The sequence below is a fragment of the Haliea sp. genome (assembly GCF_040221975.1).
Classification (GTDB): domain Bacteria; phylum Pseudomonadota; class Gammaproteobacteria; order Pseudomonadales; family Halieaceae; genus Haliea.
In genome coordinates this window covers 110,215-123,925 of record NZ_JAVJWR010000019.1, presented here as the reverse complement: position 1 = coordinate 123,925, position 13,711 = coordinate 110,215, and the positions used below count along the sequence as shown (strand labels likewise).

Annotated in this window: 11 protein-coding genes and 1 pseudogene; 7 read left to right on the top strand and 5 right to left on the bottom strand. The window is 64.0% G+C overall.

What is annotated here, in order from left to right:
• Positions 1–6 precede the first annotated feature (6 nt).
• The gene (locus RLO07_RS08155; RefSeq protein ID WP_462291644.1) at positions 7–792 is read right to left on the bottom strand and encodes a queuosine precursor transporter; all 786 of its coding nucleotides are present in this window, start codon (positions 790–792) and stop codon (positions 7–9) included.
• 1 nt (position 793) lies between these two features.
• Positions 794–1,495 carry an SDR family oxidoreductase gene (locus RLO07_RS08150; protein ID WP_462291643.1) on the bottom strand — a complete coding sequence of 234 codons (702 nt, stop codon included), beginning with the start codon at positions 1,493–1,495 and terminating at the stop codon, positions 794–796.
• A 201-nt stretch (positions 1,496–1,696) separates the two neighbouring features.
• Between RLO07_RS08150 and RLO07_RS08145 the strand changes: the two genes are divergently transcribed.
• Positions 1,697–2,179, top strand: coding sequence for a 6-pyruvoyl trahydropterin synthase family protein (locus RLO07_RS08145; protein WP_462291642.1), 483 nt, complete (start codon positions 1,697–1,699; stop codon positions 2,177–2,179).
• 12 nt (positions 2,180–2,191) lie between these two features.
• Here the strand turns inward: RLO07_RS08145 and prlC are convergent, their stop codons facing one another.
• Positions 2,192–4,222: an oligopeptidase A gene (prlC, locus tag RLO07_RS08140; protein ID WP_462291641.1), complete on the bottom strand. Its 2,031-nt coding sequence runs from the start codon at positions 4,220–4,222 to the stop codon at positions 2,192–2,194.
• A gap of 9 nt (positions 4,223–4,231) precedes the next feature.
• On the opposite strand from prlC, the pseudogene RLO07_RS08135 reads away from it, so the two are divergent.
• Positions 4,232–4,525 (top strand): annotated as a pseudogene (locus RLO07_RS08135) (prolyl oligopeptidase family serine peptidase); the annotation flags it as partial.
• Positions 4,526–4,547: 22 nt separating this feature from the next.
• Here RLO07_RS08135 and RLO07_RS08130 read toward each other — a convergent pair.
• The gene (locus tag RLO07_RS08130; RefSeq protein WP_462291640.1) at positions 4,548–5,882 is read right to left on the bottom strand and encodes a DEAD/DEAH box helicase; all 1,335 of its coding nucleotides are present in this window, start codon (positions 5,880–5,882) and stop codon (positions 4,548–4,550) included.
• A gap of 185 nt (positions 5,883–6,067) precedes the next feature.
• On the opposite strand from RLO07_RS08130, the gene RLO07_RS08125 reads away from it, so the two are divergent.
• Both RLO07_RS08125 and RLO07_RS08120 read left to right on the top strand, forming a co-directional pair.
• On the top strand, positions 6,068–7,039 hold the full coding sequence (locus RLO07_RS08125) for a quinone oxidoreductase family protein (RefSeq protein ID WP_462291639.1): 972 nt from the start codon (positions 6,068–6,070) through the stop codon (positions 7,037–7,039).
• On the top strand, positions 7,036–7,635 hold the full coding sequence (locus RLO07_RS08120) for a GNAT family N-acetyltransferase (protein ID WP_462291638.1): 600 nt from the start codon (positions 7,036–7,038) through the stop codon (positions 7,633–7,635). Before RLO07_RS08125 ends, RLO07_RS08120 begins: the two co-directional genes overlap by 4 nt.
• A gap of 68 nt (positions 7,636–7,703) precedes the next feature.
• Here RLO07_RS08120 and cysK read toward each other — a convergent pair whose 3' ends face one another.
• Positions 7,704–8,672: a cysteine synthase A gene (cysK, locus tag RLO07_RS08115; RefSeq protein ID WP_462291637.1), complete on the bottom strand. Its 969-nt coding sequence runs from the start codon at positions 8,670–8,672 to the stop codon at positions 7,704–7,706.
• Positions 8,673–9,083: 411 nt separating this feature from the next.
• Here cysK and gspC point away from each other — a divergent pair, with 411 nt between their 5' ends.
• From gspC to gspE, 3 genes are read left to right on the top strand one after another with little or no spacing between them, the layout of a single operon-like run.
• Positions 9,084–10,136: a type II secretion system protein GspC gene (gspC, locus tag RLO07_RS08110; protein ID WP_462291636.1), complete on the top strand. Its 1,053-nt coding sequence runs from the start codon at positions 9,084–9,086 to the stop codon at positions 10,134–10,136.
• Positions 10,137–10,179: 43 nt separating this feature from the next.
• On the top strand, positions 10,180–12,201 hold the full coding sequence (gspD, locus tag RLO07_RS08105; protein ID WP_462291690.1) for a type II secretion system secretin GspD: 2,022 nt from the start codon (positions 10,180–10,182) through the stop codon (positions 12,199–12,201).
• Entirely contained in the window at positions 12,201–13,703 is a 1,503-nt protein-coding gene (gene gspE, locus RLO07_RS08100) for a type II secretion system ATPase GspE (protein ID WP_462291635.1), read from the top strand. Before gspD ends, gspE begins: the two co-directional genes overlap by 1 nt.
• Positions 13,704–13,711 lie beyond the last annotated feature (8 nt).

Sequence of the window (13,711 nt, the reverse complement as noted above, 5' to 3'; positions counted from 1 at the left end):
CGGGTCTCAGGCCGCGGCCGAGTCGGTACTGCCTCCGGGGACGGCGTATTCCTCTGGCCCCAATTGCAGATAGCGGCGCAGGTAGTGCACGCACAGATAGAAGGGGCCGGTATCGAGCAGGGCCACGGCTGCCTTGAACAGATAATTGCTGCCGACCAGCACCAGCAACGCCTGGAAAGTCACATCCCCGCGCAGGAACGCGGCGCCGAAAGTCACCGTGATCACCATCACCGAGTCGACCATCTGGCTCATCAGGGTGCTGAAATTGTTGCGCACCCAGAGGTATTTGCCCCGGGTGACCCGTTTCCAGAAGTGGAACAGCTGGACGTCGCAGTACTGGGCCGCGATGTAGGCCAGCATGGAGGCGAAGACTGCTCCCGAGGTGGTGGCGTAGATCAGCTGATAGAGCCCGATATTGTCGCGCACGATCTCGCCGCTGGGCAGCATGACCGGCTCCGCCAGCTGCAGGATCTGCCATGGCGGCATTGCCTCGGGACCGACCGATGGCAGCGCATCACCGAGGAAGAGCACGAGCAGGATGAAAAAATTCAGTCCCAGACCAACGCTCACCAGGAAGTTGGCGCGGGCGCGACCGTAGAGTTCGCAGACCAGATCAGTACAGAGAAACGTCAGGGGGTAGGGGAGGACGCCGACGGCCAGCGCCATCGGACCCAGCTGGATAAAGCGGGTGATGCCGATTACGTTAAGCAGGGTCATGGCACAGAGGAATGTGCCTGCGAGCACCAGGAATACGCGCTCTCGACGCTCCCAAACCACCGGCAGGGAGGCCATCTCAGGCTTCCTTCTGGCCCAGGTTGGCGTGCAGCACCGCGCCATTGATGACCGGGTTGCCGTGGGCCCAGACAATCAGCTCGGCAATTTCGCCCGGTTCTATCAGGCGCCCGAAGGCATTCATGCCGCCGATTGCCGCCACCACCTCGGGATTGTTGCCGATGTGCGTGCGCAGCATTTCCGTATCGGTGAATCCCGGGCAGATCAGGGCGGTGTGAATGCCGCTGCCCATCAGGTCCTGGCAGCTGGCCCGCATCATGCCGAGTTGGGCGTGCTTGCTGATCACGTAGCTGAAGGAGCCCGCCACCGCCTTCTCCGACAGGGTGGAGCCGATATAGAGCAGGCTGGATCCCCGGGGCAGGCCCGGCAGCAGTGCCTGGTTGAGGCTGTTGACCGCGACCACGTTGGTCTCGAGCACCTGTCGCAGGCTGTCGCTGTCGCAATCAGTGGTCGTGTCCTTGCGCATCTGGCTGGCGTTATGCAGCAGGCAGACGCTGTCGCTGTCGGCGATTGCCGGCGTCAGTTCGCGACAGGCCGCGGCAATGGATGCCGTTGCTGCCAGGTCGCAGGCGATGTTGTGTACGCCCTGGTCTGGACAGGGGCGGCGCGACAGATTGTAGACGCGATAGCCCATGCCCAGAAAACGTTGCGCGGTGGCGCGGCCAATGCCGACGCTGGCGCCAGTGATAATAGCGGTGTGCATGGAACCCCCATTGTGGTGTTGCAGCGGCATGAGCCGGGCGCCTGATCAGGTCGGCTTCCGGATGTTACGCAGCCACTGCGGTTTCAGATTGTGCCAGCCAACCGGGCCCGACCGGCAGGTATTGTGCCGCAGCGGTCCGCTCTTGCCTATTGCGCGTACACTCGGGACAATCATTTTTCCGCAACTGGCTGGAACAATCCCATGGAGCGTCTGACCACGCTGTACATCGACAAGGAAAGCCACAAGTTTTCCGCAGCCCATTTCACCATTTTTTCCGCCACCGAGCGGGAACGTCTGCACGGCCACAATTACTCGGTGTCGGCCAAAATTGTCGCACCCATGGGTGATAATGGCTTCGCGGCGGATTACAACGTCTACAAGCGCCGCCTCAAGTCGCTCTGCGATGCCCTTGATGAATACCTGTTGCTGGCGGCGGAGTCACCATTCCAGAGCATTGAAGAAGACGGCGATTACTACCGGGTGTACTTCGCTGATGAGGAAATGCTGTTTCTGCAAGCGGATACGCGGGTATTGCCGCTGCGCAACGCCACGGTGGAAGAATTCTCCAGCTATCTGCTGCAGCAGCTGTTGCTGCTGTCCGCAGACGACGATCTGCGTGAAATCGAGTTGTGCGTGGCCTCCGGCCCGGGCCAGAAGGGCTGCGCCAGTTGGCGCAAGCCCTGACCTGGCTGGCTCTCAGGCGGCGATGCCGCTGTGCCGCAGCAGCGGCTCGATATCGGGCTCGCGGCCACGGAAGGACACAAACAGGCTCATGGCATCCCGCGAGCCGCCCGCCTCGAGAATATGGCGGCGGAACTCGAGCCCGGTATGCGGGTTGAAGATGCCTTCCTCCTCAAAGCGCGCAAACGCATCCGCCGACAGGACTTCCGCCCACTTGTAGCTGTAGTAGCCCGCCGCATAGCCGCCGCCAAAAATATGGCCGAAGCTGTTCTGGAAGCGATTCTCCGGGATGGCCGGAATCACTGCCACTTCCCCGCGTACCTCATCCAGCAGCCCCTGCACGGTGACCTCCGGCTCGCCCCAGAGCTGGTGCAGGCGGAAATCGAACAGGGCGAATTCGAGCTGCCGCACCATCTGCATGCCGGACTGGAAGTTCTTCGCCGCCAGCATTTTCTCCAGCAGGGCAGCCGGCAGTGGTTCCCCGGTAGTGACATGCCCGGAAATGAAGCTCAATGCCTCCGGCTGGTGGCACCAGTTTTCCAGGAACTGGCTGGGTAGTTCCACTGCATCCCAGGCGACGCCGTTGATGCCGGAAATCGCGGCCACCTGTTGCTGCGTCAGCATGTGGTGCAGGCCGTGCCCGAACTCGTGGAACAGGGTGGTCATTTCGTTTTCGGTCAGCAGAGAGGGCTGATCCCCCACCGGGGCAGTGAAGTTACACACCAGGTAGGCTACCGGTATCTGCAGTTCGCCGCCACTGAGCCGGCGCACCCGGCAGCTGTCCATCCAGGCGCCGCCCTGCTTGTGGCCGCGGGCGTACAGGTCCAGGTAGAAGCGGGCCAGGGTCTCGCCGTGCTGTCGGAGCTCGAACAGGCGCGCGTCGGGGTGGTAGCTGTCGAAGTCGTGGAGCTCCTCGACCTGAAGTCCGTACAGGCGCTGCACCACCTCGAACAGACCGGACAGTACCCGGTCGACCGGCAGGTAGGGGCGGATTTCCTCTTGCGAGACCTGGTAGGTGCGCTGGCGCAGCTGCTCACTGCAGTAGGCAACATCCCAGGGTTTGACGTCATCCAGGCCGTGTTCCGCGGCGGCGAACTCGCACAATTCGCGCCATTCCTGCTGCGCCTGCGGTCGCGAACGCGCAGCCAGCTGGGTCAGGAACTCAATAACGTGGGTGGGCGATTCCGCCATCTTGGTGGCAAGGGACAGCTCCGCATAGTTGGCAAAGCCCAGCAGGCCGGCCAGCTCCTGGCGCAGACCCAGGATTTCGGTGATCAGGTCGGTATTGTCGAAGCGGCCGGCATCGGGGCCGAGCTCCGAGGCGCGGGTGACGTTGGCCGTATAGACTTCCTGCCGCAGGGTACGGTCATCGCAGTAGGTCAGCACAGGGTAGACAGACGGGTACTCCAGCGTCAGCAGACAGCCCTCCAGCCCTTTCTGTTCTGCGGCCTGGCGCGCACTGGCGAGCGCCGTGGCCGGGAGACCAGCGAGCTGTTCTGCCGTGACCTGTTTGGTCCAGGCGTTGGTGGCGTCGAGGAGGTTGTCGCTAAAGCGGCTGCCAAGCTCCGACAGTCGCTGCTGCAATTCCGCATAGCGCTGCTTTTGTGCGGTCGGCAGGGCCACGCCAGCCAGCCTGAAGTCGCGCAGGGCATTGTTGACCGCCTGGCGCCTGTCCTGCGGAAGATCGTCGAAGTCGCTGCGTTGCGCCAGATCGCGATAGGCCTCATACAGTGCCGTGTGCTGGCCCATCCAGGTGGTGTACTCGGACAGCAGCGGCAGGCAGGCATTGTAGGCCTCACGCAGGGCCTCGCTGTTGAGCACGCCGTTGAGATGACCTACCGGCGACCAGCACTGTGCCAGCTCGTCCTCCATGTCCTCGATGGGCTGGAGCAGGGAGTCCCAGCTGTGGGGCCCCGGGGCAGCAAGCAGCTCCTCTATCCGGCGCTTGTTGCGCTCTATGAGTGAGCTGACCGCGGGCACTACGTGCTCGGGGCGAACGGCTGAAAACGGGGGCAGGGTATTCTTTTCAAGCAGCGGGTTGTTCATAGTGACCTGTTGTCTTGCGGCAGAGGTCCTACAGTTTACCGGATTGAGACAGGAAGACGGAATGATTGCTGGACAGAGAAGACTGCTTGCCCTCGGGGGCGCGTTGCTGGCGATGGTGGCGATATCTGCACAGGCACGAGTGCCATTTGCCGCACCAGCCATGGTGAGGAGTTTGCCAACCTGATCCACCACAACTATCCCGGCGAGGATTACGACGACCTCATGTCCGGGGTGGAGGTGTTGCTGGCGCAGGGCTACGTGGACCCGGAGCAGCTGTTTGTTACCGGCGGCAGTGGTGGTGGCACCCTGACCGCGGGGCGGAAACTCAGTCCTGCGGTTCGCTGCGCCGCTTCTTCAACGGCGCGAAACCGTCATTGGCGGGCCTGGGGCTGGCCTTGCCGCGGGGCTTGCCCTTGGCCTTGCGATCCCGCAACCGGTCCTTCTTTTTTGCCTCGGGCACCTTGCCGGTTTTCTTCTTGTGGCCGGCGGCCTTGCCCGAGGATTTCATTTTCTTGGGGCCGGCGTACCGCGCCTTCAATCCAGGCAGGGCGCGCGCTTCCATTTCCAGGTTCAGGTAGCGCTGGATGCTGATCATCAGGTTCCAGTCCGCGGCTGTTACCAGGGAAATCGCCAGGCCCTGGCTGCCGGCGCGGCCGGTACGACCGGTGCGGTGCAGGTAGTCATCGCCGCTGAACGGCAGGTCGTAGTTGATGACCGTGTCGATGCCTTCGATGTCCAGGCCGCGCGCCGCCAGGTCACTGGCGGTGACAATGTCGATGATGCCCTGGGTGAAGCGGCTGACCACCACCTTGCGGTCCTCGGTGCTCATCTCCCCGTGCAGGCAGGCGGCGCGCAGGCCGTGGTGCTGCAGCAGCCCTGACAGGCGTGCCGCAGTGGTGCGCTTGTTGGCGAAGACCAGCTGCTTGCGGCCCCGACTGTCCGCCAGCAGGGCCAGCAGCAGTTTATCCTTGTGCTCCTGGCTGTCGGCGAGAATGCGCTGGTGAAAGATGTCCTTGTGTGCGGCCCGGATCTCGCCGCAATTCACTGCTTCCGGTTCGTGCTGCAGGCTGGCGCTGATCTCGCCCAGTCCGCGTGCGTGCAGGGTGGCGGAGAGCATCAGGGTCTGGCGGTCGGCGGGGCAGTAGCCGGCAATTTTCAGCACGTCCTCGCGGAAGCCCATTTCCAGCATGCGGTCTGCCTCGTCCAGCACCAGTATTCGCAGCCCGCCGAGGTCGGCGCTTTTGCGTTCACAGTGCTCGAGCAGGCGTCCGGGGGTGGCAATGATTACTTCGGGATTCTTGCGCAGCAGCGATTTCTGGTACTTGAAATCGGCGCCGCCGGTGAGTGCGTCGGCTCGCAGGGTGCTTTTACCCAGCAGCTGGCGGCACTCCTTCAATACCTGGCGCGCCAGTTCCCGGGTGGGTACCAGCACCAGGCCCAGGGTTCCGGCCCTGGCGGGAAGTGGTCCGGCAAGCAGTTGCTGCAACACCGGCAGCAGGTAGGCCAGGGTTTTGCCGCTGCCGGTGGGCGCGCTGACCAGCAGGTCCCTGCCAGCCAGCGCCAGCGGAATAACCTGCTGTTGCACGGCGGTGGCCTCTGTGTAGGTCAGGGCAGCCAGGGCGAGTTGCAGGCTGCGGTCGAGTTCCAGTTCTTCTAGCACGGCGCGTGGTTCCAGGGTGACAGGAGACAGATCCGCCGGGAGCTGGCGGGAGTGCGCAGTGTAACACGGTCGCCGCACCCGCTCGCCGTGGCGTGGTTGATGCGCAGTGCTGCTGCTCCCGCCGTACGGTCTGTGGCACACTAGCGGCTCATTTGACAGGGGCGATTGCGCGAGGAAGGCGGGGCATGGTCAAGACGGTACGAATAACGGCAACGGGGGGCCCCGAAGTCATGCAGCTGGTGGATGTCGACCCCGGCCCCCCCGGACCGGGCATGGTGACCGTAGTCAATCGGGCCATCGGGCTCAACTTCATCGACACCTATCATCGCAGCGGTCTGTATCCCATTGCCCTGCCCAGCGGCCTGGGCATGGAGGGCGCCGGCGAGGTCGCGGCGGTGGCAGAGGGGAGCGAGTTTGCGGTTGGGGATCGCGTCGCCTATTGCTCCGCCGGTTTCGGCGCCTATGCGGAGGCACTCAACCTGCCTGCGGCGCGGCTGGTGAGCCTGCCCGCGGATATCAGCTTCGAAACCGCGGCCGCGGCACTGCTCAAGGGCCAGACCACCGAATACCTGCTGCAGCGCACTTTCCCGCTGCAGGCCGGCCAGACCTGCCTGTTCCATGCGGCGGCGGGGGGCGTGGGCCTGCTGTTCGGGCAGTGGGCCAGCAGTCTCGGCGCCACCGTCATCGGCACGGTGGGCTCGGAGGAGAAAGCGGAACTGGCCCGAGCCCACGGCTATCATCATGTCATCAACTACCGAGATGAAGATGTTGCCGCCCGGGTCCGGGAGCTGACCGCCGGCGCCGGGGTGCCGGTAGTGTACGACGGGATAGGCCGCGACACGTTCCGGGCCTCCCTCGCCAGCCTGCAACCCAGGGGCATGCTGGTCAGCTTCGGCAACAGCTCCGGCAAGCCTGAGCCGCTGGACCTGCAGGAGCTGGCTGCGGGAGGTTCTCTCTATGTCACCCGGCCGACCCTGCTGACCTATACCGCCACCACGGAGGAGCTGCGCGCCTCGGCTGCGGCGGTGTTTGCGCGCATCATGGCGGGCAGCCTGCGGGTCGAGATCAAGCAGCGCTTTGCCCTGGCCGATATCGCGGCAGCTCACATGGCGCTGGAGGGGCGTGCCACAACCGGATCCAGCGTGGTGCTGCCGTGACCCTGCCAGCCGAGCCGCAGGCCGGCGCCCGGGTCCTGCGCGGGCAGTATATCCGCCTGGAGCCCCTGTCCCAGGATCATGCCCAGGGGCTGTTCAACCGCGGTCGCCATGCCCCGGACTGGCAGTTCATGCCGCGCAGCTGCTTCATCGACCTGGCGGATACCCGGCAGTGGATTGATGAGGCACTGGCCGCCGCGGACCAGCAGCCCTGGGCGATTGTGGAAAATGCCAAGAACAAGATCGTGGGCAGTACCCGGTACCTTAACATCCGGCCCGAGCACCGCAGCCTGGAGATCGGCTGGACCTGGCTGGGTCAGGAGTGGCAGCGCACCGGCGTCAATACCGAAGCCAAAGCCCTGTTGCTGGGCAACGCGTTCGAACGCCTGCACTGCCTGCGGGTGGAATTCAAGGTCGATGCCCGCAATCTGCGTTCGCAGCGCGCGCTGGAGCGCATCGGCGCCATGCGCGAGGGTGTGTTGCGCAAGCATATGGTGGTCCAGGGAGATTTCTCCCGGGATTCGGTGTATTTCAGTGTTATTGATAGCGAGTGGATGGACGTCAGGCGCCGCTTGGCGCTGCTGCAGGAGGGCCGCTGAAGGGGCCCGCCAAGGGGGGCGGCCCCAGCGGGCCACCCAAAGTGAGGTCCGCCGGGGGGGCTCCCGGCTTACTGGACCAATTCGTTGTCGCTGAATGTGCCCTCGAACAGGGGTGCACTGAGGTAGCGTTCACCGGAATCGGGTAACACCACCACCACCATCTTGCCGCTGTGCTCCGGTTCCCTGGAGATCCGGTCGGCGACCGCCATGGCGGCGCCGCAGGATACCCCGGCCAGGATGCCTTCCCGCTGCATCAGTTTGTGGGCCCAGGCCATGGCGTCCTCATTGCTGACCTGTTCCACCCGGTCGACCATCGCCAGGTCGAGGTTGCGGGGCAGAAAGCCGGCGCCGATACCCTGGATCTTGTGGGGCGCGTGGGTGGGTTCCTCGCCCGCCTTGGCCGCCGTGATCACCGTGCTGCTGGCGGGTTCCACGGCAACAGTGAGCATGGCCTTGCCCTCGGTCTGCTTGATATAGCGGGAGACGCCGGTGAGAGTGCCCCCGGTGCCGACTCCGGCTACCAGAATGTCGACCTGGCCGTCGGTGTCCTGCCAGATCTCCGGACCGGTCGTGGATTCGTGGATCGCCGGGTTGGCCGGGTTTTCGAACTGCCTGGCACCCCAGTACTGCGCCGGATCCGAGGCGATGATTTCCTCGGCCCTGGCGATCGCAGCGGGCATGCCCTTGGCGCCGTCGGTCAGAATGATCTCCGCCCCCAGCGCCTTCATCAGCTTGCGTCGCTCCAGGCTCATGGTGTTGGGCATGGTCAGCATGCAGCCATAGCCGCGTGCGGCGGCGACAAAGGCCAGGGCGATGCCGGTATTGCCGCTGGTGGGTTCGACGATGGTCATTCCCTGACGCAGGCTGCCGTCCTGTTCTGCCGCCAGCACCATGCTGGTGCCGATGCGGCACTTCACCGACATGGCGGGGTTGCGGTTCTCCAGCTTGGCGTAGACATTGCCCGTGCTGATACGGTTGATACGGACCAGCGGGGTGCCGCCAATGGTGGCGGAATTGTCCTCGAAAATGTGACTCATGAGCAGCTCCTGCGGGGTGGGACAGTTTGCCGGCAAGGGTAGACAAGTGGTGCTCCCCTGTCCATGGGCCAAAAACGGTGAAAATTTTTTTCACCGGCAGTGGAACTGCGCCAACAGCGCCGGGTCATAGTGAGCAGAGACGGTGTAGTCCAGGTAATGGAGACTGGCACTCGCGATACAGCACCGTCGCCGATTGTTACCGTTCAGGTCCTCAATCCCCCTTGTAGAGACTCCATCTCTAGACCGGCTTCCGAGCCGGTTTTTTTTTGCCCCTGTTTTGGTGCTGTCACGTGACTGTCACACTACTGCCACGGAATTGTCACGGTTTTATCTTTCAATGGTGCCCCCTATAATCGGGTCGGAGTAGTACGCGCCTCGCTTCCCGCAGGCGCGCAAACCCAGGAGAGCGCCTTGGCCGCTGATCGGCTCAGTTATCGCACTATCGCGACCCGGGTTCCCGGGTGGCTGCAGCTCAGGGTGGCGTCCCTTTCGGAACCCGCCAACAGCCGGCGCTTGCGCTGGCTGCTGGTGGCGCTGTTTTCCGTTTGGGTCCTGGTCGCGCTGGCCCAGCTGATCTGGGCGCTGTTTCCGCAGGCCGGATCGCGGCCGGTGAGCGGACAAATCATCAATCCGCCGGTGCTCAGTGCAGGCAGTGGCGGTGCCGGCGCTGCCCAGGTAGATATTGATGCCCTGCGTAGCTGGCCCCTGTTTGGCGAGCCGGGCGCTGCCGTGACCGCCGAGCCTGAGGCCGAGCTGGCTGCCGCCAGCGTTGAACGCGAGGGGATAGAGAAGGGCGCCCGGGAAACACGGCTGGATCTGGTATTGCGCGGCATCATTGCCTTCAGCGCAGATGGTGCGGGCAGTGCGATTATCGAACACCGGGGTCAGCAGGCGGTGTATGCGGTGGATGACACGCTGCCGGCTTCCGGCCGTGTCACCCTCGCCAAGGTCATGCCCTCCCAGGTGGTGCTCGACAACGGCGGCACTTACGAGCTGCTGCTGCTGTATCAACCCAGCGCCCTGGACGCGCAGCTGACGGGAGTGCGCCTGGAAGAGTCCGCACGCGCCAGGATCGCGCGGCCGGCTGTCGCCGTGGTGCAGGTTGTGGACAAGCGCGCTGATGCCGACGCCACGGCCCTGGCGAGCGATTACCGCGACCAGTTGTATCGAGATCCGCAATCCCTTGCGGAGCTGGTGCGGATCGCGGCAGTGCGGGATGGGGGCGAATTGCAGGGTTATCGCCTGACCCCAGGGCGCGACCGGGAGCAGTTTGAAAAGCTCGGTTTCCGCAGCGGTGACCTGGTGGTGGCCGTAAACGGCATGCCCCTGTCCGACCCGGCCAATACCATGCGACTCTACCAGGCCATGCGCTCCGCCAGTGAAGCCTCGTTCGAGCTGCTGCGCGGCGGCGAGGCCGTCGCTGTCAACGTCAGTCTGGGTGCTGCCACTGGCGAACAGTGGTAGAGTCACGACACGCAAACCGAGGATAGTCATCACAGTGAGAATCATGTCGCGGGCACTGCAGGCCCCACTGCTTATTCTGCTCGTCGCGCTGGGCTCCGGCGCTGCGAAGGCCCAGGATTTCACTGTCAATCTGAAAGAAACCGATATTCAGGAGCTGATCAAGTTCGTGGCCGAAGCCACGGAGACCACCATCGTGGTCGACCCTGCGGTCAAGGGCAAGGTCAGGGTCGTCTCCAGCAAACCAGTGTCCCGCAGCGAGCTCTACGACCTGTTCCTCTCCATTCTGGAGGTGCACGGTTACACGGCGGTACGCTCTGGCGGTGTGGTGCGAGTGATCCAGAGCAAGGATGCGCGCTCGGCACCGGTGACGGTGCGCGATGATGAGGGCCAGCGGGGCAATGACGAGTACGTTACCCAGGTCATGCGGCTGCAGAATATCTCCGCGGCAAAGCTGATTCCGGTACTGCGGCCGCTGGTGCCACAGCAGGCGCACATGGCGGCCTATGCGCCCAGCAACGCGATCATCATTTCCGATGTTGCCTCGAACATCGATCGAATCGCCGCGATTATCGAGCGCATGGACCGCACGGCGGTGCAGGAAGCCGAGGTCATCAAACTCAAGTACGGTGTCGCCGAGGACGTGGTGCGGATGCTGGAGCAACTCAACAAGTCCGAGGCCCAGCAGGGCAGCGAGGTGGAAGTGTTGCTGGTGGCGGATACCCGCACCAACAGTGTACTGGTCAGCGCCGATGAACTGGAGCGGGCGCGCATGACGCGCCTGATCCGCTACCTCGATACACCGTTGGAGCAGAGTGGCAATGTCAAGGTGCTGTACCTGGAGTATGCCAAGGCGGAAGACCTCGCCGACGTCCTGACCCGGGTCATGCAGAATATTACCCGCGTGGACGGGAACGAGGGGGGTGCGCAACAGCGCAGCAACAGCAACAGTGCCACCATCGAGGCGGACAAGAACACCAACGCCCTCATTATCACCGCCCCCGCCGATGAAATGGCATCGCTGGAGGCTGTCATTGCGCGCCTGGATATCCGCCGGGCCCAGGTGCTGGTGGAGGCAATCATCGTCGAACTGGAGGTCCGCGACGGTCAGGATCTCGGCCTGCAGTGGCTGTTCGCCAACGAGGACGGCTTCTACGGCGGCAATATCAACCCCGATGATCCCCGGGCGGGCCGGATTGCCGGCGCGATCCTGCCGGATGATGACAGCAGCGATGGCGCCACCACCACGGGCGATTTCAATGTCGGCGCCCTGGCCGGGGCCATCGCCCAGTCTCCTGGCCTGTCCCTGGGCTGGGGCGTGGTCGACGATGACCTGTCCATGACGGTCATCCTCAATGCCCTCAACCGTCAGTCCAACGCCAATATCCTGTCCACGCCCAGCCTGCTGACCCTGGACAATCAGGAGGCCTACATCACTGTGGGCCAGAATGTCCCCTTTGTGACCGGCTCCTTTACCAGCACCGGTACCGGCGATGGCGCCCAGAACCCGTTTCAGACCATCGAACGCCAGAACGTGGGTATCACCCTGAAAGTCACGCCTCACATCAACGAGGGGGATTCGGTGGTGCTGGATATTTCCCAGGAGGTGTCGAGCCTCAGCAATACCTCGGCGGTGCTGGAGGCCTCGGACCTGATTACCAACGAACGCATCCTGCAGACCAAGGTGCTGGCAGCGAATGGCCGCATGGTGGTGCTGGGTGGCCTGATCAAGGATGACGTCCAGGATGGCAGCCAGAAAGTGCCGTTGCTGGGTGACATTCCGCTGTTGGGCCGTCTGTTCCGCAGCGATGCGGTGTCGGTGGTGAAGACCAACCTGTTGATCTTTATCCGTCCCACCATCATTCGCGACGACCGGCAGCTGGCCGGCGCCACCGCGGAGAAGTACCGTTTCATCCGCGACCAGCAGTTGCTGCGCCGCGAGCGCGGGCTGATGTTCCTGGAGGACGACAATGTGCCGGTGCTGCCCGAGTGGGAAGAGCAGATCCGGCAACTGGAGGACATCCGGGACGAGGCGCAAAGCACCCCTGCCGCCGCGGAGGAGCGCTGATGACGGTGGCAGCTGCGGCCAGCCCGGAGCCGCCGAGGGCGTTGCCGTTCGCGTTCGCCAAGCAGTATGGGGTGCTGGTGCACGGCCGACCGGACGGCGTTGTGGTCAGCTGTCGCGCCGAGCCCGGGCCCCAGGTGTTGCTGGAATTACGGCGCTGGCTGGGCGCTCCCTTCGTCCTGGAAGCGGTGGCCGAAGCGGAGTTCCAGCGCCGGCTCTCCCAGGCCTACCAGCGCGACAATAATGCGGCGGTGCAGATGGCGGAGGACATCAGTGCCGATGTCGATCTCAGCCGTTTGGCGGACGAGATTCCCGATAGCGGCGACCTGATGGACGCCGAGGACGACGCCCCCATTATCCGTCTGATCAACGCCATCCTCTCCCAGGCGGTGCGTGAACAGGCCTCGGACATCCATATAGAAACCTTTGAAGACCGCCTCAGCGTGCGTTACCGCATCGACGGCGTACTGGCTGAAATCCTTTCCCCCAAGCGCATGCTGGCACCGCTGCTGGTGTCCCGGCTCAAGGTCATGGCCCGGCTCGACATCGCCGAGAAGCGTGTGCCCCAGGACGGCCGCATATCCGTGCGCATTGCCGGCCACGCGGTGGACATCCGCATGTCCACCATGCCCTCCGCGCACGGCGAGCGGGTGGTGCTGCGCCTGCTCGACAAACAGGCCGGTCAGCTGGAATTGAAGCAGCTGGCGATGAACGAACAGGTACTTTCGAGTTACGAAAAGGCGCTGCACAGTCCCCACGGGATCATTCTGGTGACCGGCCCCACCGGCTCCGGCAAGACCACCACCCTGTATGCGGGCCTGTCGCACATCAACCAGACCACCCGCAATATCCTCACCATCGAGGACCCGATCGAATACATGCTGCCCGGCGTCGGCCAGACCCAGGTCAATCCCAAGGTCGACATGACCTTTGCCCGGGGCCTGCGCGCGATTTTGCGCCAGGACCCGGACGTGGTGATGGTGGGCGAGATCCGCGACCTGGAGACCGCGGAGATCGCGGTGCAGGCGTCCCTGACCGGGCACCTGGTGCTGTCCACCCTGCACACCAACACCGCGATCGGCGCGGTTACCCGGCTACAGGACATGGGTATTGAACCGTTTCTCCTGTCGTCCAGCCTGATCGGCGTCATGGCGCAGCGCCTGGTGCGCCTGCTGTGCAGGGATTGCAAGCAGGCCTATGAACCGTCCCCCTCGGAGCGGACGCTGTTGGGGGTTGATCAGGACATGGGCGACCGACTGCAAATCTGCCGGGCGGTGGGCTGCGAGCACTGCAACTACGGCGGCTACCGCGGCCGCACCGGGATCTACGAGTTGATCGAGGTCAACGACGCGCTGCGCCTGATGATTCACGAGGGCGCCAGCGAGCAGCAGATGCTGCAGGAAGCGCGCAAGCTGTATCCCGGCATTCAGGAAGATGGCCGCCGCCGGATCCTGTCCGGGGAGACCAGCATCGAAGAAGTGCTGCGTGTCACCGCAGTCACCTGAGCGCGGTA

Coding starts and splice junctions, on each gene's coding strand:
- RLO07_RS08155 (WP_462291644.1), bottom strand. CDS start 792: ATGGCCTCCCTGCCGGTGGTTTGGGAGCGTCGAGAGCGCGTATTCCTG.
- RLO07_RS08150 (WP_462291643.1), bottom strand. CDS start 1,495: ATGCACACCGCTATTATCACTGGCGCCAGCGTCGGCATTGGCCGCGCC.
- RLO07_RS08145 (WP_462291642.1), top strand. CDS start 1,697: ATGGAGCGTCTGACCACGCTGTACATCGACAAGGAAAGCCACAAGTTT.
- prlC (WP_462291641.1), bottom strand. CDS start 4,222: ATGAACAACCCGCTGCTTGAAAAGAATACCCTGCCCCCGTTTTCAGCC.
- RLO07_RS08125 (WP_462291639.1), top strand. CDS start 6,068: ATGGTCAAGACGGTACGAATAACGGCAACGGGGGGCCCCGAAGTCATG.
- cysK (WP_462291637.1), bottom strand. CDS start 8,672: ATGAGTCACATTTTCGAGGACAATTCCGCCACCATTGGCGGCACCCCG.
- gspD (WP_462291690.1), top strand. CDS start 10,180: ATGTCGCGGGCACTGCAGGCCCCACTGCTTATTCTGCTCGTCGCGCTG.
- gspE (WP_462291635.1), top strand. CDS start 12,201: ATGACGGTGGCAGCTGCGGCCAGCCCGGAGCCGCCGAGGGCGTTGCCG.